The organism is Pilosibacter fragilis (assembly GCF_032490495.1).
Lineage (GTDB): Bacteria > Bacillota > Clostridia > Lachnospirales > Lachnospiraceae > Pilosibacter > Pilosibacter fragilis.
This window is the reverse complement of sequence record NZ_JAVYJB010000018.1, coordinates 21,618-38,675: the sequence shown is the minus strand read 5'-3', so window position 1 is coordinate 38,675 and position 17,058 is coordinate 21,618. Positions and strand designations below refer to the sequence as shown.

Genomic DNA, 17,058 nt, shown 5'->3' with positions numbered 1-17,058 from the left:
CTTTATATCAATTAGATTTCTTCAACTTTAACCAGATGTCTGACATTCTGGATCATGCCTCTAACTGCACCATTATCCGGCATCTCGACAGTCTTGTGCATCTTCTTTAAACCAAGTGCTTCGATTGTCGCTCTCTGCTTCGGAACAGCGCCGATAGGGGATTTTACTAATGTGATTTTTAACTTCTCTGCCATTTTATTATCCTCCTATTAGCAAACAACGTCTTCAACAGATTTGCCGCGGTTCTTAGCAACCTCTTCTGGAGTCTTTAACTTTGTAAGACCTTCGATTGTTGCGAGAACTACGTTTGTCTTGTTGTTGGAACCTAAAGACTTTGTACGGATGTTCTTGATGCCTGCAAGCTCTACTACGGAACGAACCGGACCACCAGCGATGATACCAGTACCTTCCGGAGCTCTCTTGATCAGTACGGAAGCGCTTCCGAACTCGCCAAGGAAGTCGTGCGGGATGCTCTTGTTCTCATCCATCGGGATCTCTACAAGGTTCTTCATAGCAGCTTCTTTACCTTTACGGATAGCTTCCGGAACCTCACCTGCTTTACCAAGGCCTGCGCCTACGTGACCATTGCCGTCTCCTACTACTACCAGAGCGGAAAATCTCATGGTACGTCCACCTTTAACAGTCTTGGATACGCGCTTAATGGCAACAACTTTGTCATTTAACTCTAACTGACTTGCGTCAATGATTGTACGCTTCATGCTGTTTTCTCCTCTCTATTAGAATACGAGACCAGCCTCACGGGCTGCATCTGCTAATGCCTGAATCTTACCCTGATAAATGAAACCGCCTCTATCGAAAACGACCTCTTTGATGCCTTTCTCGATTGCTCTCTTAGCTACTACGGTTCCGATATATGCAGCTGCATCAACGGTATCTGTGTTCTCTAACTCTGCTTTGATCTCTTTCTCAAGAGTGGAAGCAGATACTAAAGTATGTCCAACGGAATCGTCGATGATCTGAGCATACATATGATTATTGCTTCTGAACACTGCTAAACGCGGTCTCTCTGCTGTACCAGCAAAGCGATTGCGTAATCTATAGTGTTTTTTTCTGCGGATTTCGCTTCTTGACTGCTTGCTAACCATTTTTACACTCTCCTTAAATTATTTCTTACCAGTCTTACCAACTTTGCGTCTGATAACCTCATCAGCGTACTTGATACCTTTGCCCTTATACGGCTCCGGTCTTCTCTTCTCTCTGATTTCAGCTGCATACTGGCCGACTTTCTCTTTGCTGATGCCCTTAACGATGATGATGTTCTGTCCATCAAGAACAGTCTCGATACCTTCCGGATCTTCCATCTCTACCGGATGGGAGTAACCAAGGGAAAGTGTGAGCTTCTTGCCCTGCTTCTGAGCTCTGTAACCAACACCGTTTACCTCAAGCTTCTTCTCGTAGCCTTCAGTAACACCCTGGATCATGTTATGGATTAGCGTTCTTGTAAGACCGTGTAAAGATTTCATCTTCTTTAAATCGTTCGGTCTTGTTACGACGATGTGTCCATCTTCTTCTTTGATTTCCATCTCTACCGGTAAATCTCTTACCAGTGTTCCCTTCGGACCTTTAACGGTCACATTGTTGTTCTCTGCGATTGTTACAGTTACGCCTGCTGGAATCGCTACCGGCATTCTACCAATACGTGACATGCCTTTTACCTCCTACTTAGATTCTCGGAAAGTGCTTTTACACTTTCTGTTTTCAGTTTCTATGTTATATCTGGTCTGAAGTTGCCTCCAGACGCACGCAAACTCCGCCCTGCTGGATCAATGTTCAGCTTTGCAGGCGGGGTGCGATAACATCAATGGGAATAATTACCAAACAAATGCAAGAACTTCGCCGCCGACACCAAGCTGTCTAGCCTGCTTGTCAGTGATTACGCCCTGGTTTGTGGATACGATAGCGATACCAAGTCCGCCAAGTACCTTCGGCATATCTTCCTTGCCAGCGTATACACGTAAGCCCGGCTTGGAGATCTTCTTGATTCCGGAGATGATCTTCTCGTTCTTGTCAGCGCCATACTTTAAGGAGATGCGGATTGTCTGGAATGCACCGTCCTCAACGATGTCATATTTCTTGATGTAGCCTTCTCTTACAAGGATATCAGCGATAGCTAATTTCATCTTGGAAGCCGGAACATCTACTGTATCATGTTTAGCAGTGTTTGCGTTACGAATTCTTGTAAGCATATCTGCAATCGGATCGCTCATTGTCATGATTATATTTCCTCCTAATGGATTGTTGGTTTGTCACTGTGGTTCGCGAATCATTCGCGCTGCACAGGAGTGTTGTTCGGCCTGGGGAAAACAAGTTTTCCTTATAGGCGTTGTTACGATGTATAGGGAAGTTCTTTTCCCTGTGGTCGAAGAACGGGACCAGTCAGCCTATTAAGCGCTTCTCTGCACGGCCAGGCGGGGAAACACGATGTTCCCACCTGACTTCTGACGCTTTTCTAAGCAGCTAAATCCTACCAGCTTGCCTTCTTTACGCCCGGGATCTCGCCCTTGTAAGCGAGCTCACGGAAGCAGATACGGCAAATGCCATATTTTCTCAGATATGCATGTGGACGACCACAGATTCTGCAGCGGTTGTATTCTCTTGTGGAGAACTTTGCCGGACGCTGCTGTTTAATCTTCATTGAAGTTTTAGCCATGGATAAATCCTCCTAATTACTTTGCAAACGGCATGTTGAATAATGTTAACAGTTCACGAGCTTCCTCGTCAGTCTTAGCGGTTGTAACGAAGATGATGTCCATACCTCTGACCTTGTCAACTTTATCATATTCAATTTCCGGGAAAATTAACTGTTCCTTGATGCCGAGTGCGTAGTTACCTCTGCCGTCGAATGCGTTAGCGTTAACGCCGCGGAAGTCACGTACACGCGGAAGAGCGAGGTTGATCAGACGATCAGCGAACTCATACATCTTCTCGCCGCGAAGGGTAACTTTGCATCCAATAGCCATGCCCTCTCTGAGTTTGAAGTTTGCGACAGACTTCTTAGCCTTTGTAAGGACTGCCTTCTGACCTGTGATGATCTCAAGGTCACGAACTGCAGAGTCAAGGACTTTCGCGTTGTCTTTTGCTTCGCCTACGCCCATGTTGATAACGATCTTATCGAGCTTCGGCACTTCCATGATATTCTTATAACCAAATTTCTTGATCATTGCTTCAACGATCTCGTTCTGGTACATTTCTTTTAATCTAGCCAACTTGTGTTTCCTCCTCTCTGCTATTAGTCAATTACTTTACCGGTTGCCTTAGCAACGCGGACTTTCTTACCGTCTTTAACTTCAAAGCCAACTCTTGTAGCTTTTCCGTCAACGAACAACATTACGTTGGAGATGTCGATCGGAGCTTCCTGATGAACAATTCCGCCGTTCTGGTTTGTCTGGCTCGGTTTGGTATGCTTTGTTACCATGTTGCAGCCTTCAACGACAACTTCGTTCTTCTTGGTGTCTACGCTCAGAACTTTACCAGTTTTATCTTTATCTTTACCTGCGATGATCTTTACCATATCATCTTTTTTGATTTTATGCATTACCTGGCACCTCCTTATAATACTTCCGGAGCCAGAGATACGATCTTCATGAACTGTTTCTCACGAAGCTCTCTTGCGACCGGCCCAAAAATACGGGTTCCTCTTGGAGTCTTGTCATCTTTGATGATAACTGCTGCGTTCTCATCAAATTTAATATAAGAACCGTCTTTACGACGTGCGCCTTTTACAGAACGAACTACAACGGCTTTGACTACATCGCCCTTCTTAACAACGCCGCCTGGTGTTGCTTCTTTAACGGAGGCTACGATTACATCACCGATGTTAGCATATCTTCTTGTAGAACCGCCCATAACGCGGATACAAAGCAGTTCTCTTGCACCTGTATTATCGGCAACCTTTAATCTGGATTCCTGCTGAATCATGCCTGATACTCCTTCCTCGAATCAATTATCTTGCTTTCTCGACGATTTCAACAAGTCTCCATCTCTTATCCTTGGATAACGGTCTTGTCTCCATCACTTTAACTGTATCGCCGATATTGCACTCATTCTTCTCATCATGAGCTTTTAACTTATATGTCTTCTTAACGATCTTTCCGATTAACGGATGTTTTACGTGGTTCTCGATAGCAACGACGATTGTCTTGTCCATCTTGTTGCTAACTACCTTACCAGTACGTGTTTTTCTAAGATTTCTTTCCACGACGGATAATCTCCTTTCAAAATCGATTTGTTACACGCATCGGCGTGTGTCATAATGACAACTAATCAACCCGCAAGCATGCCTTGGGGTTCTTCACCGATACGGGATTAGTTAGCAACTCTTGCCTTCTCTGTGATAACAGTCTGAATTCTTGCGATGTTCTTGCGAACCTCTTTGATTCTACTTGTGTTATCTAACTGGTTGGTTGCGTTCTGGAATCTCAGGTTGAAGAGCTCCTTCTTTGCTGCAACTAATTCTTCATTTAACTCTGCAGCGGTTTTCGCTTTTAATTCTTCTACATACTTATTAGTTTTCACTGTTATCACCGCCTTCTAAATCTGCCTTGGAAGCAATTTTACACTTACACGGGAGTTTGTGCATAGCAAGACGAAGAGCTTCCTTTGCTGTTTCCTCCGGAACGCCAGCGATTTCGAACATAACACGGCCCGGTTTAACTACTGCTACCCAGTACTCAAGAGCGCCCTTACCGGAACCCATACGAGTCTCAGCCGGTTTAGCTGTTACCGGTTTGTCCGGGAAAATCTTGATCCAAACTTTACCACCACGTTTGATGTAACGAGTCATGGCAACACGGGCTGCCTCGATCTGATTAGATTTGATCCAGCACGGCTCAAGGGCAACAAGGCCATATTCACCGTTGGAGATTGTATTTCCTCTTAAAGCTTTACCGGCCATAGTTCCACGGAACTGTTTGCGGCGCTTTACTCTTTTCGGCATTAACATTATTTATCGCTCCCTTCCTTATTTCCCTTAGTCGGAAGAACCTCGCCTTTGTAGATCCAAACTTTAACGCCAAGCTTGCCGTAAGTTGTATCTGCCTCTGCGAAACCATAGTCAATATCTGCTCTTAATGTCTGAAGCGGGATTGTTCCCTCGCTGTAAAACTCTGTACGTGCGATATCAGCACCGCCAAGACGTCCGCCAACAGCTGTCTTGATACCAAGAACGCCAGCCTTCATGGATCTGGACATTGTGGACTTCATAGCACGACGGAAGGAAACACGGTTCTCAAGCTGCTGAGCGATGGACTCTGCAACAAGCTGAGCTTCACGGTCCGGTCTCTTAACTTCCTTGATGTCTACAAATACCTTCTTAGCAGTCATCTTCTGAACTTCAGCTTTGACCTTCTCGATCTCAGATCCGCCCTTACCGATAACTACGCCCGGTTTTGCTGTGAAAACGATAATTTTAACTCTATCAGATGCGCGCTCGATCTCGATCTTGGAAACGCCAGCGCTGTATAATCTCTTCTTAAGGTAAGTTCTGATTTTATGATCCTCGATGAGGTTGTCAGCGAAATCAGCTTCAGCGTACCATCTGGAATCCCAGTCTTTGATAACGCCGACTCTCATGCCGTGTGGATTAACTTTCTGTCCCATAACTGCCTCCTATTATTTCTCGTTCAGCACGATGGTGATGTGGCTCATTCTCTTTTCGATTCTGTAAGCTCTACCCTGTGCTCTCGGTTTTACTCTCTTCATAATCGGTCCCTGAGATGCGTAGCACTCCTCCACATACAGGTTCTCTGCGTTCATGCCGTTGTTGTTCTCAGCATTTGCGATTGCAGATTTTAATAATTTCTCGATTAAGCTGGAAGCATATCTAGGATTGTAAGTTACAATACCAAGTGCTGTCTGAACATCTTTGCCTCTGATGGCATCTAATACGAAACAAGCCTTCTGAACGGATACTCTTGCGTAAGACAGCTTTGCAGACGGTCTTGTATCCTTCTGGGCATTTCTCTCTCTCTTAATCTGACTTCTATGTCCCTTAGCCATTACTGGAACCTCCTTTCAAAGCGTATCTATTATTTACGTCCGGACTTTTTCTCGTCTTTGCCGTGGCCTCTGTAAGTTCTTGTAGCAACGAACTCACCAAGTTTGTGACCAACCATATCTTCTGTTACGTATACCGGTACATGCTTTCTGCCGTCATGTACTGCGATTGTATGACCAACCATCTGCGGGAAGATTGTAGAACGGCGGGACCAGGTCTTGATAACCTGTTTCTGTCCTGCCTCGTTCATAGCGTCTACCTTCTTCAGTAAGCTAGCGTCTGCAAATGGTCCTTTTTTAAGTGAACGAGCCATCGTTTTACCTCCTATCGATTATGAAATCGCCTTACCATTTCTTCTTCTTACGATTAACTTGTTAGACTGTTTGTTTTTCTTTCTAGTCTTAAGACCAAGAGCAGGCTTGCCCCACGGTGTGCACGGACCCGGACGGCCGATACCAGTCTTACCTTCACCACCACCATGCGGATGGTCATTCGGGTTCATAACGGAACCACGGACTGTCGGGCGGATACCCATGTGACGTTTTCTACCTGCTTTACCAATCTTAACAAGGTTGTGGTCGCCGTTGCCTACAACACCGATTGTTGCGCGGCACTCGATCGGAACCATTCTCATCTCGCCGGACGGTAAACGAAGTGTAGCGTATTTTCCTTCTTTAGCCATTAACTGTGCAGCGTTTCCTGCAGAACGAACCATCTGGCCGCCCTTGCCCGGGAAAAGCTCGATATTGTGAACCTGTGCACCAACCGGAATTAAGGATAACGGTAAGCAGTTGCCGACCTTAGCCTCTGCGTGCTCGCCGCTCATAACCTTCATGCCGTTTGTAAGGCCCTGCGGTGCAAGGATATAGGACTTCTCACCATCTGCGTAGCAGATTAAAGCGATGTTAGCGCTTCTGTTCGGATCGTACTCGATACCGATTACAGTTGCCTGAATTCCGTCTTTGGAATTTCTCTTGAAGTCAACGATTCTGTATTTCTGTCTGTTTCCACCGCCCTGATGTCTAACGGTGATCTTACCCTGGTTATTACGACCAGCGTTCTTCTTTAAAGAAACTACTAAGGACTTCTCCGGAGTTGTCTTTGTGATCTCGGAGAAATCAGAACCTGTCATATTTCTTCTGGAAGGTGTATATGGGTTATAGGTTTTGATTCCCATTTCTGACTCCTTTCAACGCCTTCTGGCGTTTCTATTTTTCGTATCGCGGCTTTGGTTGCCGCATAGTTTCAAAAATTACAGACCCTGGAAGATTTCGATATCTTTGCTGTCTGCTGTAAGCTTAACGATTGCTTTCTTAGTCTTAGCAGTCTTGCCTACTACCATGCCACGTCTGCGGTTCTTACCGTCAGCGTTCATTGTGTTTACGCTGTCAACCTTTGTTCCTGGGAACATTTTCTCAACAGCTTCTTTGATCATGGTCTTGTTTGCTTCCGGATGTACGAGGAATGTGTATTTCTTCTCGCTCATAGCGTTCATGCTCTTCTCAGTTACAACCGGTTTGAGGATTACGTCGTAGTACTGTACGTTTGCCATTATGCGTATACCTCCTCGATAGATGCTACAGCAGCCTTAGTAGCTACTACAGTGTTGTATTTCAGAATGTCGAATACATTGATTGTATTAACAAGGGAAGTCTTAACTTCCGGGATATTTCTTGCGGAAAGAACTGTGTTCTGATCGTTGTCAGCAAGAACTACGAGAGCCTTGGAAACTTTGAGGTTGTTCATAACAGCCTTGAAGTTCTTTGTCTTAACTTCGTCGAACTTTAACTCGTCAACAACTACGAACTTGTTCTCGTTTACTCTGCTTGTAAGAGCGGACTTGAGAGCAGCTCTCTTCTCTTTCTTGTTAAGAGTGATTGTGTAATCTCTCGGAGTCGGAGCGAATACCATTCCGCCGCCTGTCCACTGCGGAGATCTTGTGGAACCCTGTCTAGCGTGACCTGTTCCTTTCTGTCTCCACGGTTTTCTGCCGCCACCGGAAACCTCAGAACGTGTTTTTGCTTTCTGTGTTCCCTGACGTTTATTTGCAAGCTGTGCAACAACAGCCATGTGTACGAGATGCTCGTTCACTTCAACGCCGAATACAGCGTCGTTCAGCTCGATTGTGCCAACTTCTTTACCTTCCATATTGTATACGGATACGTTTGCCATTTCTGTTTCCTCCTTTCCTGTAAAAGCTTATTTGTTAGCCTTTACTGTTTCCTTTAATGTTACTAAGGACTTCTTCGGTCCCGGTACAGCGCCTTTAACAAGGATCAGGTTGTTCTCAACGTCAACCTTGACAATCTCGAGGTTCTGAGTGGTAATCTTCTTGTTACCCATCTGACCCGGCATGCCTTTGCCCTTGAATACGCGGCCCGGAGTTGTTGCGGAACCATTGGAACCCTGATGACGATGGAATTTAGAACCATGAGCCATCGGTCCTCTGCTCTGTCCAAGTCTCTTAATAGCGCCCTGGAAACCTTTACCTTTGGAGATAGCAGTTGCATCAACCTTATCGCCAGTAGCGAAGATATCAGCTTTGATTTCGTCTTTTACGTTATACTCTTCAGAATTCTCAAAACGGAACTCTCTAACGAATCTCTTGTAAGATACGCCAGCCTTGTCGAAGTGACCCTTTACCGGCTTGTTTACAAGTTTCTCTCTCTTATCTACAAAGCCAACCTGTACAGCTTTGTATCCATCGTTCTCCTCTGTCTTAACCTGTGTTACTACACACGGACCAGCCTGAAGAACAGTTACCGGAACAAGAACGCCTTCATCGTTGAAGATCTGAGTCATTCCGACTTTTGTAGCTAAAATCGCTTTCTTCATTGTTTTTACCTCCTGTTACTAATCTACAGCGGAACGCAAAACAGAATTTACTGTGCGTTCATCCTAGAGCAGCCCAACATAGGTGGAACACTATGACATTACATATTGTAATGATGTTGATTCCCTTTCAGGATGAGTAGTGTTGCTTTTATATCAGAACCATTCAGGATTTCTAATTTTAGTGGCTACATTTCAGTAGCATGAAAAGTAAATATTTTTCAATTATTTATTTTTCATTTTGATGTCGATATAAACACCAGCCGGCATTTCCAGTCTGGACAGTGCATCTACTGTCTTCTGGCTCGGGCTTGCGATATCGATGAGTCTCTTATGAGTTCTCTGCTCGAACTGCTCTCTGGAATCTTTGTACTTATGAACAGCTCTTAAGATTGTTACAACCTCTTTCTTTGTCGGCAGCGGAACCGGACCACTCACCTGTGCTCCTGTTTTCTTTACTGTCTCGATGATCTTTCCAGCGGACTGGTCGATCAGCTGATGGTCGTAAGCCTTTAATGTGATTCTCATAACCTGACTTGCCATAAAAAAAGTCGCCTCCTTTTCGCACTTTTAATCGAAGTACGACAAGCGGTGACTGTACACGGTCTCGTGTGTATCATGCCGATTCACACGTTGTTACTGCCCCTTACCCTGAGCAGCTGTTAATTTGGTACAGTGACTTGTCGCCAGTTTCCTAACTTGACATTCGCTCCACGGAACACCTGCCATTCTCAGGCAGCAACCTCTCGTTTCAACGCTATCATGTCACAGCCAGATAAGAATAACACATCGAAATCGAAAAATCAAGCTTTTTTTGCTTATTTTTCAAGGGTTTTTTCAATTTGTGGATAACCGGCAGGAGCATGTTCAAATCATGGTTTTCCATGCACAGATTGAAACGAAAAAGAGGAAAAAGTACACTTCATATTAATTTTCAAGTGTCTTTTTCCTCTTTGATGAGCTGTATAATGCACTGTTTCTTCTATATATAATATAGTAGAAACGCAAATTTATCTGCCGGGCAGATTCTACTGCGCAGCCCCTGCTTCTTTCTCGATCTCCAGATTCTCCTTCACCTTCGCCTCAAAATCATCGTCCGCGGTCGCTGTCTCCCCGTTCTCTGCGGAGATCTTTTCATTTACGGCATCCACGCCTTCATCGAAGACCTCCAGAGCTGTCTGAAGCTGGTTGTCCTCATCCTTCGGGATCTCGATCTTTGACTTTAAGTCTTCGTCGAGAGCTACGGTCACATCCGGCTCAATGCCAAGTTTGTGGATGCACTCGCCTGACGGGGTGTAGTAGTATGCCGTTGTGAGCTTCAGACCGCTGCCGTCCGGCAGGTTGAAGATGCCCTGAGCGATTCCTTTTCCGAAGGTCTTCTCGCCTACAATCGTTGCCCAGGCATTGTCCTTTAAGGCACCTGTCAGAACCTCGGACGCACTGGCGCTTTCACCGTTTACAAGAAGAATGATCGGGACATCTACCTCATGTCCGTCATCGGAAGTATAGACGCTGTCATCGATTCCTTTTCCCTTGAAGCTTACAATGGTCTTTCCATCCGGAAGCAGGTAGTCCGCAATATCCTTCGCCGCCTGAACAACGCCGCCGCCGTTGTTTCGAAGATCGATGATCAGCTTGTCCATTCCCTTGGATGCCAGATCATCCACAGCGCTCTTAAACTGTTCAGAGCTTACCTCCTCAAAGGAAGAAAGTGAAATGTAGCCGGCATGATTATCCAGCAGTTCATACTCTACTGTTGGGTTCTCCACCATACGGCGCTCCACGTCCATCTCTACATACTCATCCGTGGACTGGCGGTACACAGTCAGATGAACCTTCGTCCCCTCCTCACCTCGGATGTGGTCACTGACGAGAAGAGACAGATCCTCTCCGGTAGCCTCGATATCTTCCACTTTATAGAGGATATCTCCCGGCAGCATTCCGGCTTCCTGGGCCGGGGAGTTCTTGAACACCTTGACCGCTGTGATGATTCCTGTGTATACATTCTGGCTCACTTGTACACCAATTCCGCAGTAAGTTCCGGAAGTCTCCTCATTCAGGCTTGTGTACTCGTCCTTATCGTAATATACGGAATACGGATCGTTCAACGAGGACATGTAACCGCGGTAGATCCAGTCTTCCGCCGTTCCGTTCTTTGCCTGTTCTTCCTCCGTCATGTTCTCATCGAACAGGAAGTACTTATCGATCAGTGCCTCCATATACTGAAGCTTCGGCGTGATCTTGTTCATATCCAGCTGAGTGCCGGATGTCTCCGCGGTCTGTGTGCTCTGGCTCTCAGATGCACGCCTTCCTACGGTCCAGATCCCCGTTGCAACACCTACGACTGCAAGTCCGGAGAATGCTGTCACAAGGACTCCGACAAGGACGCCTTTCCAAAATTTATTTTTTGTCTCTTTCTCTTCCAATGTCTTTTCTCCTTCATCCCAGGGCAGCCAGATCTCATCCGATAAAAACTGTGCCAGGATCTTTATGTAAAAAGTCTACAGGTCATATTTCCCTGCATTCAGCACCGCAGGCTCTCTTTTCTGCCTGTCAGTCCCTACGGGCTCACATATTTCGTCGGATTCACATAGGACCCGTTCACCCGGACTCCGAAGTGGAGATGGGACCCGGTGGAGTATCCCGTCGAACCGACCTTCGCGATGGTCTGTCCCTTTTTCACACTCTGCCCCTGTGATACAAGCAGGCTCGATGCATGCATATAAACTGTATACACGCCGCCGCCATGGCTTATCATCACATAATTTCCTGCAGAAGAACTGTAAGTCGCGATCACGACCTCACCCGCAGCAGCAGCCACGATCGATGTTCCCGTCGGCGCGCTGATATCAATTCCCTGATGGTTCGAGGACGCGCCCTTCGTCGGGGATTTTCGCCCTCCAAAGCCGGAAGTAATCCGCCCGCTGGCAGGACACGGCCATGTAAAGCTAATGTCCCCAAGACTCACGGTTTTATACGTCTGTGCCGCCTTGTTTGCCGCTGCGGCCTTTTTCTTTTCTTCCTCGGCTTTCTTTCTCGCTTCCTCTTCCTTCCGCTTGATCTCTGCCTCGATGGACTTGATCTGGTTCTCCTGGGCCGCGATGGACTTCGCGTACTCGGAGATCTGTCCCTCCGCGGAGGCGATCTTCGTCTCGTAGTTCTGAAGCTCCGTCTGTTTTGCAGCCAGAAGCTTCTCCACGGACGCCTGTTTTGCCTCCGTCTCGTCCTGAAGCATCAGGAGCTCGGCATGTTCACTCTCTAAACTCTTTTCCTTCTCCGCGATTTTCTCCTTCGTAGCGGCATATTCATCGAGCTTCTGCCGGTCGTAGGACGAGATCTTTGTGATGTACTCCGCCTTGCTCAAGAGCTCCGAGAGGGAGCCGGACTCCATGAGTAGGTCCACATAGGTGCTGTCGCCCTTCTCATACATATATTTTATCCGCAGCTTCATGGATTCATACTGGCTTTTCTCTGTCTCCTTCGCCTCGGATAATTCCTGTTTCGTCGTATCGATCTGTTTTTCCTTCGCGTCTATGTCATCGCCAAGCTTTGAAAGCTCATTTCCGATGGACTCCAGGCTGGAATCCAGCTTTTTGACATAGGCCGTCGTATCGCTTTTAAGGTCTTCCAGGTTCTTTAGCTCCTGTTCCGTCTTCTTTTTTTCCGCCTCCAGCGCCGTCTTTTTGCTCTTCGCGTCACTCAATCCGCTCTTTGTCGCCTGGGCAGAAAGCGGTGTCGCAAGAACCAGGGCAAAGGACAGGACCGCAGCCAGAAATCTTCCTGATTTTCTCATATGCTGTCCCCTCCTACACGCGCAGCTCTTTGCGGATCGTAAAGAAGCTTACAAAAAATCCAAGTCCGCCGCCCAGCGCCAGGGCGATCGCCGCCATCATCGGATAGAAGGTTCCAAGCGGCAGGAACTGGATGATTCCGGAGAGAAGTTCAAACCGGTTCATCACATACTCCACCGTCTGTCGGTAGACAAAAAGCATGACCCCCAGCGGGATCGCCGCTCCGACAAGCCCCAGGATCGTTCCTTCTACCACAAATGGGGCCCGGATCATAAAGTTCGTCGCTCCGATAAGACGCATGATCCTGTTCTCGTTCTTCCGGAATTCAGCCGCAACGGAGATCGTATTGCTGATCAGGAATACCGCAACAGCCAACAGCATGGCGATCAGGACGCCGAACAGCAGGCCCAGGATCTTATTGAAGCTTGCAAGTCCCGTAGCCGCACTGTTGGAATAGTTTACTTTCCGCACACCATCAATACTTTCCAGGTATGCCACCATTCCATCCTGATCCGTAATATTGTTCAGGCGGATCTCGTAGGAAGAGGAGCCTGCAAGCGGGTTGTCATCCGCAAAACCTTCCGCTAAGGCTTCATCCTCACCGAAATACTCTGTCTTAAAGCCGTCCCACGCCTCCTCAGCGGAGACGAATTTTATCTCTTTTATCATTCCCGACTTGTCCGACTCGATCTTCGCGCCGATGTCTTTGATCTCGTCCTCCGTCAGGTTCTCATCAAAAAATACCGTGATTCCCATTGTGGTCTCCGCCGTGCGGACCATATATTCGATGTTGGTGATCACGGAGAAAAATACGCAGAATAAAAAAATACATGCAGAAATGATCGCGGTCGACGCAAGGGAAAACCAGATATTTCTGCATATATTTACCAGTCCCTGCTTCATGCAGAACCAGAATGTACTAATCCTCATAACGGTACCCACTTTCCTCCTCATCACAGACCACCATTCCGCGGTCGATCGTGATGACGCGTTTCTTCATCAGGTCCACGATCTCATGGCTGTGTGTGACAACGATCACCGTTGTTCCACGCCGGTTGATCTTCTCCAGGAGTCCCATGATCTCCATCGCATTGTGGGGATCCAGGTTTCCTGTGGGCTCATCGGCAAGCAGGATCTCCGGGCGATTGATCAGTGCCCGGGCAATCGCCACGCGCTGCTGTTCTCCGCCGGAGAGCTGATGCGGGAAAAACTTATACTTGGAAGAAAGGCCTACCATCTTTAACATCTGCGGAACCGATTCCCGGATCGTCCGGCTGGACTCCCCGATCACCCGCTGGGCAAATGCCACATTCTCATAGACCGTCTTGTCCTTTAAAAGACGGAAATCCTGGAATACGACACCGAGACGTCGGCGATACTTCGGAACATATCTTCGCGGCATCTTTCTGAGGTCCATGTCATTAACGACAACACGACCGGAGGTCGGCTCCACTTCCTTCAAGAGGATCTTGATCAGTGTAGATTTTCCGGAACCGCTCCGGCCGGTTATGAAGACAAATTCCCCGTCATCGATGGTGATGTTCACGTCCTTCAGGGCTTTCGTACCCCTGTCATAGGTCTTTGTCAGTTTTGAAATTTCTATCATAATTTAGTAGTCCAGATTCTCCATGTACTTCATGTACTTTACAACCATCAGGGCAATTTTGAAGGTGATCGCATCCTCAAATACTCGCAGATCCAGTCCGGTGCTCTTCTGGAGCTTATCCAGACGATAAACAAGCGTATTTCTATGGATGTAGAGCTGTCTTGATGTCTCGGAGACATTCAGGCTGTTCTCAAAGAATTTGTTGATCGTTGTGAGTGTTTCCTCGTCGAACTCATCCGGGTTCTTTCCATCAAAAATTTCTTTGATAAACATCCGGCAGAGTGGAAGCGGAAGCTGATAGATCAGACGGCCAATACCGAGGTTGGAGTACGCTACAACGTTCTTGCTGCTGTAGAAGATCTTTCCGACATCGAGAGCCATCTTTGCTTCCTTGTAGGAACGGGAAACATCCTTGATCTCGCCAACGATGGTACCGAACGCGATGCGCACTTTGGACATCGCCTCTGTGTTCAGCATATCTAAAATCGTATTTGCTGTCTTCTCGAGATCTTCATAGGTCTCACCCGGTTTCACCTCACGGACAAGAATGATATTCTTCTCGTCGACTGCGGTGATAAAGTCTTTTGTCTTTGTGGAGAACAGGCTGCGCATGGTCTCCAGGGCATTCGTATCTTTCTCATTCTTTGTCTCGATCAGGAATACGACACGTTTTACATTTGTCTCGATATGAAGTTTCTTCGCCCGGTTGTAGATATCAACGAGCAGAAGATTATCAAGAAGCAGGTTCTTGATGAAATTATCTTTATCGAATCTTTCTTTGTAGGCCACCAGAAGATTCTGGATCTGGAATGCTGCCAGTTTGCCTACCATATACACGTCATCGCTGCCGCCTTTTGCAAGCAGGATGTACTCAAGCTGATGTTCATCAAATACTTTAAAGAACTGATAACCGGAAATCACCTGGCTGTCCGCCGGAGAATCCACAAACGCAAGTATGGAACTTTCATACTCTTCCGCATGCTCGAATGTGGAAGCCAGGACCTTTCCCTCCACATCACAGACGCACAGGTCAATTCTTGTAATCTCTTTCAGTCCTTCGATATTCGACTGTAAAATCTGATTTGAAATCATAGCGCCCTCTCCTTTTCGCAGTATGGACATATCCACATTTATTCTAATGCAAAATCACAAAAAAGAAAAGATTTTTTTTTGTATTTTTTACTAAAAAACATGGAAAAAGGCAGACCGGATTTCCCATCTGGAACCGGTCTGCCTGATATTTTGGTTATTCGTAACTATTCAGTACCTTCATATGTTTCCTTACAGTCAGCGCAACAAGTGCGCAGACCTACTGAACAGTTATGGTTATTCTTTAATAATTTGTAACTATTCAGTACCTTCATAGTTACGTGCAAAAATCCATTCCAGATCAGCTTCGCTGATGGGATTTTTGCCTTCCAGCCTATGTTTTCTTACGGTCAGCGCAGCAAGTGCGCAGACCTACTGAACAGTTACAATAATTTTTTCTGTTTCTTTGTCGAAAAGGTACACATCATCTCCGGAGACCGCAAAGGACATTTTCTTTTCGGACGGCTTTTCACCGTCGGATGCTTTTGCAAGAAATTCGTTTTCTCCAACATGGAAACGGATGTATGTGGCATCCTCAATCTCCTCGCTGCCAAGAATGTCTCCGGTGATCTCACCCTTTCCATCTTCCGCCGGAACGATCTTTTCCGGTCGTACGCCTGTGAAGACTTCTTTTCCGACATAGCCGAGTTTTTTTAAAAGTTCAGCCTTTTCTCCGGAAAGCCGGATCTTTCCTGACGCAAACTTCAGAATAATATTTCCGTTCTCCTCCAACACCTTGGCAATGGAAAGATCCATTCTCGGTGTTCCGAAGAATCCTGCCACAAACAGACTCTCCGGATGGTCATAGATATTCTGCGCGGAGTCTTCCTGGCAGATCTCGCCCTCGTTCATGACGATCATTCTCGTTCCTAATGCCATAGCGGTCTTCTGGTTGTCCGTCGCGTAGATCACGGTAATTCCAAGCTCACGGTTGATATTTGCGAACTCTTTTCTCATCAGTTCCTGGACATCCGGGTCTGCCTCCGCGATGGTGCGGTCCAAGAGCAGGATCCCCGGGCGGCGCATCAGGGCGCGTCCGAGAAGAACACGGTATGTATCCGCTGCCGAAAGTTCCTCCGGCATTTTTTCAAGGATTCCATCGATTTTCAGGATCCCCACAGTCTCATCCACTCTTTTCGCGATCTCTGCAGCCGGCATCTTTGCCATTCTGAGGGAGAATGTAAGGTTGTCCTCCACACTCATTCCAGGATAGAGCACGCTGTTCTTGAAAAGCATTGCGACGTTTCTCTCTTTCGGGTCCGCATCCGTCATATCCATTCCATCGATCATCAGACTGCCGGAGGTAATCTCCTCCAGGCCGCCGATCATCCGAAGCAGCGTCGATTTTCCGCATGCCGTCGGTCCCACCAGGATCAAAAATTCCCTGTCCTTCACTTCCAGATTGAAATCCCGGATTGCCTGCTGGTCACCCGGGAATGTCTTGTTGATATTCTTTAACGTTAAACCGGACATTGACTTCCTCCTGATCTGTATTCTTCATGGTTAACTGGAAAATTGCAGACTTAACCTATTTTTATATCGGTTGTATTCATCATACACAAATAACACTTGTTTTTCCATATGGTTATTCCACAAAAAAATTCCGTTTTTTCCATGCATATTCCATATAGTGAATTTAAGTTTTTGACAAATATACTCTTTTTTCATAAAAACAGGCAGGAAGATAGTTAAATCATTATCAAAATTGCCAAAAAGTGGCGGCT

Annotated in this window: 26 protein-coding genes; all 26 read right to left on the bottom strand. The window is 46.6% G+C overall.

Annotated elements, in window-relative coordinates; all coding sequences use genetic code 11:
* Positions 1-11 precede the first annotated feature (11 nt).
* The 26 genes from rpmD to ABCW45_RS14415 all read right to left on the bottom strand — a co-directional run bounded on the left by rpmD (position 12) and on the right by ABCW45_RS14415 (position 16,807).
* Positions 12-194, bottom strand: coding sequence for a 50S ribosomal protein L30 (gene rpmD, locus ABCW45_RS14540; protein ID WP_015553830.1), 183 nt, complete (start codon positions 192-194; stop codon positions 12-14).
* Between the two features lie 15 nt (positions 195-209).
* Positions 210-719, bottom strand: coding sequence for a 30S ribosomal protein S5 (gene rpsE, locus ABCW45_RS14535; RefSeq protein ID WP_015553831.1), 510 nt, complete (start codon positions 717-719; stop codon positions 210-212).
* Between the two features lie 18 nt (positions 720-737).
* Complete coding sequence (rplR, locus tag ABCW45_RS14530; RefSeq protein ID WP_015553832.1) at positions 738-1,106, bottom strand: 50S ribosomal protein L18; 369 nt, start codon at positions 1,104-1,106, stop codon at positions 738-740.
* An 18-nt stretch (positions 1,107-1,124) separates the two neighbouring features.
* Positions 1,125-1,667 carry a 50S ribosomal protein L6 gene (gene rplF, locus ABCW45_RS14525; protein WP_015553833.1) on the bottom strand — a complete coding sequence of 181 codons (543 nt, stop codon included), beginning with the start codon at positions 1,665-1,667 and terminating at the stop codon, positions 1,125-1,127.
* Positions 1,668-1,832: 165 nt separating this feature from the next.
* Entirely contained in the window at positions 1,833-2,234 is a 402-nt protein-coding gene (gene rpsH / locus ABCW45_RS14520; protein WP_117470156.1) for a 30S ribosomal protein S8, read from the bottom strand.
* A 251-nt stretch (positions 2,235-2,485) separates the two neighbouring features.
* Positions 2,486-2,671: a type Z 30S ribosomal protein S14 gene (locus tag ABCW45_RS14515; RefSeq protein WP_008396318.1), complete on the bottom strand. Its 186-nt coding sequence runs from the start codon at positions 2,669-2,671 to the stop codon at positions 2,486-2,488.
* Between the two features lie 16 nt (positions 2,672-2,687).
* Complete coding sequence (rplE, locus tag ABCW45_RS14510; RefSeq protein ID WP_021905519.1) at positions 2,688-3,227, bottom strand: 50S ribosomal protein L5; 540 nt, start codon at positions 3,225-3,227, stop codon at positions 2,688-2,690.
* A gap of 23 nt (positions 3,228-3,250) precedes the next feature.
* A complete protein-coding gene (gene rplX, locus ABCW45_RS14505; RefSeq protein WP_015553835.1) occupies positions 3,251-3,556 on the bottom strand; it encodes a 50S ribosomal protein L24 in 306 nt (101 codons plus the stop codon).
* A gap of 14 nt (positions 3,557-3,570) precedes the next feature.
* Positions 3,571-3,939, bottom strand: coding sequence for a 50S ribosomal protein L14 (rplN, locus tag ABCW45_RS14500; RefSeq protein WP_015553836.1), 369 nt, complete (start codon positions 3,937-3,939; stop codon positions 3,571-3,573).
* A 25-nt stretch (positions 3,940-3,964) separates the two neighbouring features.
* The gene (rpsQ, locus tag ABCW45_RS14495) at positions 3,965-4,246 is read right to left on the bottom strand and encodes a 30S ribosomal protein S17 (RefSeq protein WP_330579573.1); all 282 of its coding nucleotides are present in this window, start codon (positions 4,244-4,246) and stop codon (positions 3,965-3,967) included.
* An 80-nt stretch (positions 4,247-4,326) separates the two neighbouring features.
* A complete protein-coding gene (rpmC, locus tag ABCW45_RS14490; RefSeq protein ID WP_021905521.1) occupies positions 4,327-4,536 on the bottom strand; it encodes a 50S ribosomal protein L29 in 210 nt (69 codons plus the stop codon).
* Positions 4,526-4,963, bottom strand: coding sequence for a 50S ribosomal protein L16 (rplP, locus tag ABCW45_RS14485; RefSeq protein ID WP_015553837.1), 438 nt, complete (start codon positions 4,961-4,963; stop codon positions 4,526-4,528). The genes rpmC and rplP overlap by 11 nt, the downstream gene beginning before the upstream one ends.
* Complete coding sequence (gene rpsC / locus ABCW45_RS14480) at positions 4,963-5,619, bottom strand: 30S ribosomal protein S3 (protein ID WP_015553838.1); 657 nt, start codon at positions 5,617-5,619, stop codon at positions 4,963-4,965. Before rpsC ends, rplP begins: the two co-directional genes overlap by 1 nt.
* Positions 5,620-5,631: 12 nt before the next feature.
* On the bottom strand, positions 5,632-6,018 hold the full coding sequence (gene rplV, locus ABCW45_RS14475) for a 50S ribosomal protein L22 (protein ID WP_015553839.1): 387 nt from the start codon (positions 6,016-6,018) through the stop codon (positions 5,632-5,634).
* A gap of 29 nt (positions 6,019-6,047) precedes the next feature.
* A complete protein-coding gene (gene rpsS, locus ABCW45_RS14470; RefSeq protein WP_015553840.1) occupies positions 6,048-6,329 on the bottom strand; it encodes a 30S ribosomal protein S19 in 282 nt (93 codons plus the stop codon).
* 18 nt (positions 6,330-6,347) lie between these two features.
* On the bottom strand, positions 6,348-7,193 hold the full coding sequence (gene rplB, locus ABCW45_RS14465) for a 50S ribosomal protein L2 (protein ID WP_015553841.1): 846 nt from the start codon (positions 7,191-7,193) through the stop codon (positions 6,348-6,350).
* A gap of 75 nt (positions 7,194-7,268) precedes the next feature.
* The gene (gene rplW, locus ABCW45_RS14460; protein WP_117470153.1) at positions 7,269-7,568 is read right to left on the bottom strand and encodes a 50S ribosomal protein L23; all 300 of its coding nucleotides are present in this window, start codon (positions 7,566-7,568) and stop codon (positions 7,269-7,271) included.
* Positions 7,568-8,188, bottom strand: a complete 621-nt coding sequence (rplD, locus tag ABCW45_RS14455) for a 50S ribosomal protein L4 (protein WP_015553843.1) — start codon at positions 8,186-8,188, stop codon at positions 7,568-7,570. Before rplD ends, rplW begins: the two co-directional genes overlap by 1 nt.
* 27 nt (positions 8,189-8,215) lie before the next feature.
* Positions 8,216-8,851 (bottom strand): 50S ribosomal protein L3, encoded by a 636-nt coding sequence (gene rplC / locus ABCW45_RS14450; RefSeq protein WP_117470151.1) that lies wholly within the window; start codon positions 8,849-8,851, stop codon positions 8,216-8,218.
* Between the two features lie 222 nt (positions 8,852-9,073).
* Complete coding sequence (rpsJ, locus tag ABCW45_RS14445; protein ID WP_015553845.1) at positions 9,074-9,391, bottom strand: 30S ribosomal protein S10; 318 nt, start codon at positions 9,389-9,391, stop codon at positions 9,074-9,076.
* 485 nt (positions 9,392-9,876) lie between these two features.
* A complete protein-coding gene (locus ABCW45_RS14440; RefSeq protein WP_117552442.1) occupies positions 9,877-11,274 on the bottom strand; it encodes a S41 family peptidase in 1,398 nt (465 codons plus the stop codon).
* A 134-nt stretch (positions 11,275-11,408) separates the two neighbouring features.
* Positions 11,409-12,641 carry a murein hydrolase activator EnvC family protein gene (locus ABCW45_RS14435; protein ID WP_117567030.1) on the bottom strand — a complete coding sequence of 411 codons (1,233 nt, stop codon included), beginning with the start codon at positions 12,639-12,641 and terminating at the stop codon, positions 11,409-11,411.
* Between the two features lie 13 nt (positions 12,642-12,654).
* The gene (locus ABCW45_RS14430) at positions 12,655-13,569 is read right to left on the bottom strand and encodes a cell division protein FtsX (RefSeq protein WP_117514248.1); all 915 of its coding nucleotides are present in this window, start codon (positions 13,567-13,569) and stop codon (positions 12,655-12,657) included.
* A complete protein-coding gene (gene ftsE, locus ABCW45_RS14425; protein WP_015553848.1) occupies positions 13,559-14,245 on the bottom strand; it encodes a cell division ATP-binding protein FtsE in 687 nt (228 codons plus the stop codon). The genes ABCW45_RS14430 and ftsE overlap by 11 nt, the downstream gene beginning before the upstream one ends.
* Before the next feature lie 3 nt (positions 14,246-14,248).
* Positions 14,249-15,337 (bottom strand): PucR family transcriptional regulator, encoded by a 1,089-nt coding sequence (locus tag ABCW45_RS14420; protein ID WP_015553849.1) that lies wholly within the window; start codon positions 15,335-15,337, stop codon positions 14,249-14,251.
* A gap of 369 nt (positions 15,338-15,706) precedes the next feature.
* The gene (locus ABCW45_RS14415) at positions 15,707-16,807 is read right to left on the bottom strand and encodes an ABC transporter ATP-binding protein (protein WP_343221060.1); all 1,101 of its coding nucleotides are present in this window, start codon (positions 16,805-16,807) and stop codon (positions 15,707-15,709) included.
* Between the last annotated feature and the right edge of the window lie 251 nt (positions 16,808-17,058).

Bases quoted from the DNA above. Each gene is read 5' to 3' on its own strand.
- rpmD (WP_015553830.1), bottom strand. From the start codon at position 194: ATGGCAGAGAAGTTAAAAATCACATTAGTAAAATCCCCTATCGGCGCT.
- rpsE (WP_015553831.1), bottom strand. From the start codon at position 719: ATGAAGCGTACAATCATTGACGCAAGTCAGTTAGAGTTAAATGACAAA.
- rplR (WP_015553832.1), bottom strand. From the start codon at position 1,106: ATGGTTAGCAAGCAGTCAAGAAGCGAAATCCGCAGAAAAAAACACTAT.
- rplF (WP_015553833.1), bottom strand. From the start codon at position 1,667: ATGTCACGTATTGGTAGAATGCCGGTAGCGATTCCAGCAGGCGTAACT.
- rpsH (WP_117470156.1), bottom strand. From the start codon at position 2,234: ATGACAATGAGCGATCCGATTGCAGATATGCTTACAAGAATTCGTAAC.
- ABCW45_RS14515 (WP_008396318.1), bottom strand. From the start codon at position 2,671: ATGGCTAAAACTTCAATGAAGATTAAACAGCAGCGTCCGGCAAAGTTC.
- rplX (WP_015553835.1), bottom strand. From the start codon at position 3,556: ATGCATAAAATCAAAAAAGATGATATGGTAAAGATCATCGCAGGTAAA.
- rplN (WP_015553836.1), bottom strand. From the start codon at position 3,939: ATGATTCAGCAGGAATCCAGATTAAAGGTTGCCGATAATACAGGTGCA.
- rplP (WP_015553837.1), bottom strand. From the start codon at position 4,963: ATGTTAATGCCGAAAAGAGTAAAGCGCCGCAAACAGTTCCGTGGAACT.
- rpsC (WP_015553838.1), bottom strand. From the start codon at position 5,619: ATGGGACAGAAAGTTAATCCACACGGCATGAGAGTCGGCGTTATCAAA.
- rplV (WP_015553839.1), bottom strand. From the start codon at position 6,018: ATGGCTAAGGGACATAGAAGTCAGATTAAGAGAGAGAGAAATGCCCAG.
- rpsS (WP_015553840.1), bottom strand. From the start codon at position 6,329: ATGGCTCGTTCACTTAAAAAAGGACCATTTGCAGACGCTAGCTTACTG.
- rplB (WP_015553841.1), bottom strand. From the start codon at position 7,193: ATGGGAATCAAAACCTATAACCCATATACACCTTCCAGAAGAAATATG.
- rplW (WP_117470153.1), bottom strand. From the start codon at position 7,568: ATGGCAAACGTACAGTACTACGACGTAATCCTCAAACCGGTTGTAACT.
- rplD (WP_015553843.1), bottom strand. From the start codon at position 8,188: ATGGCAAACGTATCCGTATACAATATGGAAGGTAAAGAAGTTGGCACA.
- rplC (WP_117470151.1), bottom strand. From the start codon at position 8,851: ATGAAGAAAGCGATTTTAGCTACAAAAGTCGGAATGACTCAGATCTTC.
- rpsJ (WP_015553845.1), bottom strand. From the start codon at position 9,391: ATGGCAAGTCAGGTTATGAGAATCACATTAAAGGCTTACGACCATCAG.
- ABCW45_RS14435 (WP_117567030.1), bottom strand. From the start codon at position 12,641: ATGAGAAAATCAGGAAGATTTCTGGCTGCGGTCCTGTCCTTTGCCCTG.
- ABCW45_RS14430 (WP_117514248.1), bottom strand. From the start codon at position 13,569: ATGAGGATTAGTACATTCTGGTTCTGCATGAAGCAGGGACTGGTAAAT.
- ftsE (WP_015553848.1), bottom strand. From the start codon at position 14,245: ATGATAGAAATTTCAAAACTGACAAAGACCTATGACAGGGGTACGAAA.
- ABCW45_RS14420 (WP_015553849.1), bottom strand. From the start codon at position 15,337: ATGATTTCAAATCAGATTTTACAGTCGAATATCGAAGGACTGAAAGAG.
- ABCW45_RS14415 (WP_343221060.1), bottom strand. From the start codon at position 16,807: ATGTCCGGTTTAACGTTAAAGAATATCAACAAGACATTCCCGGGTGAC.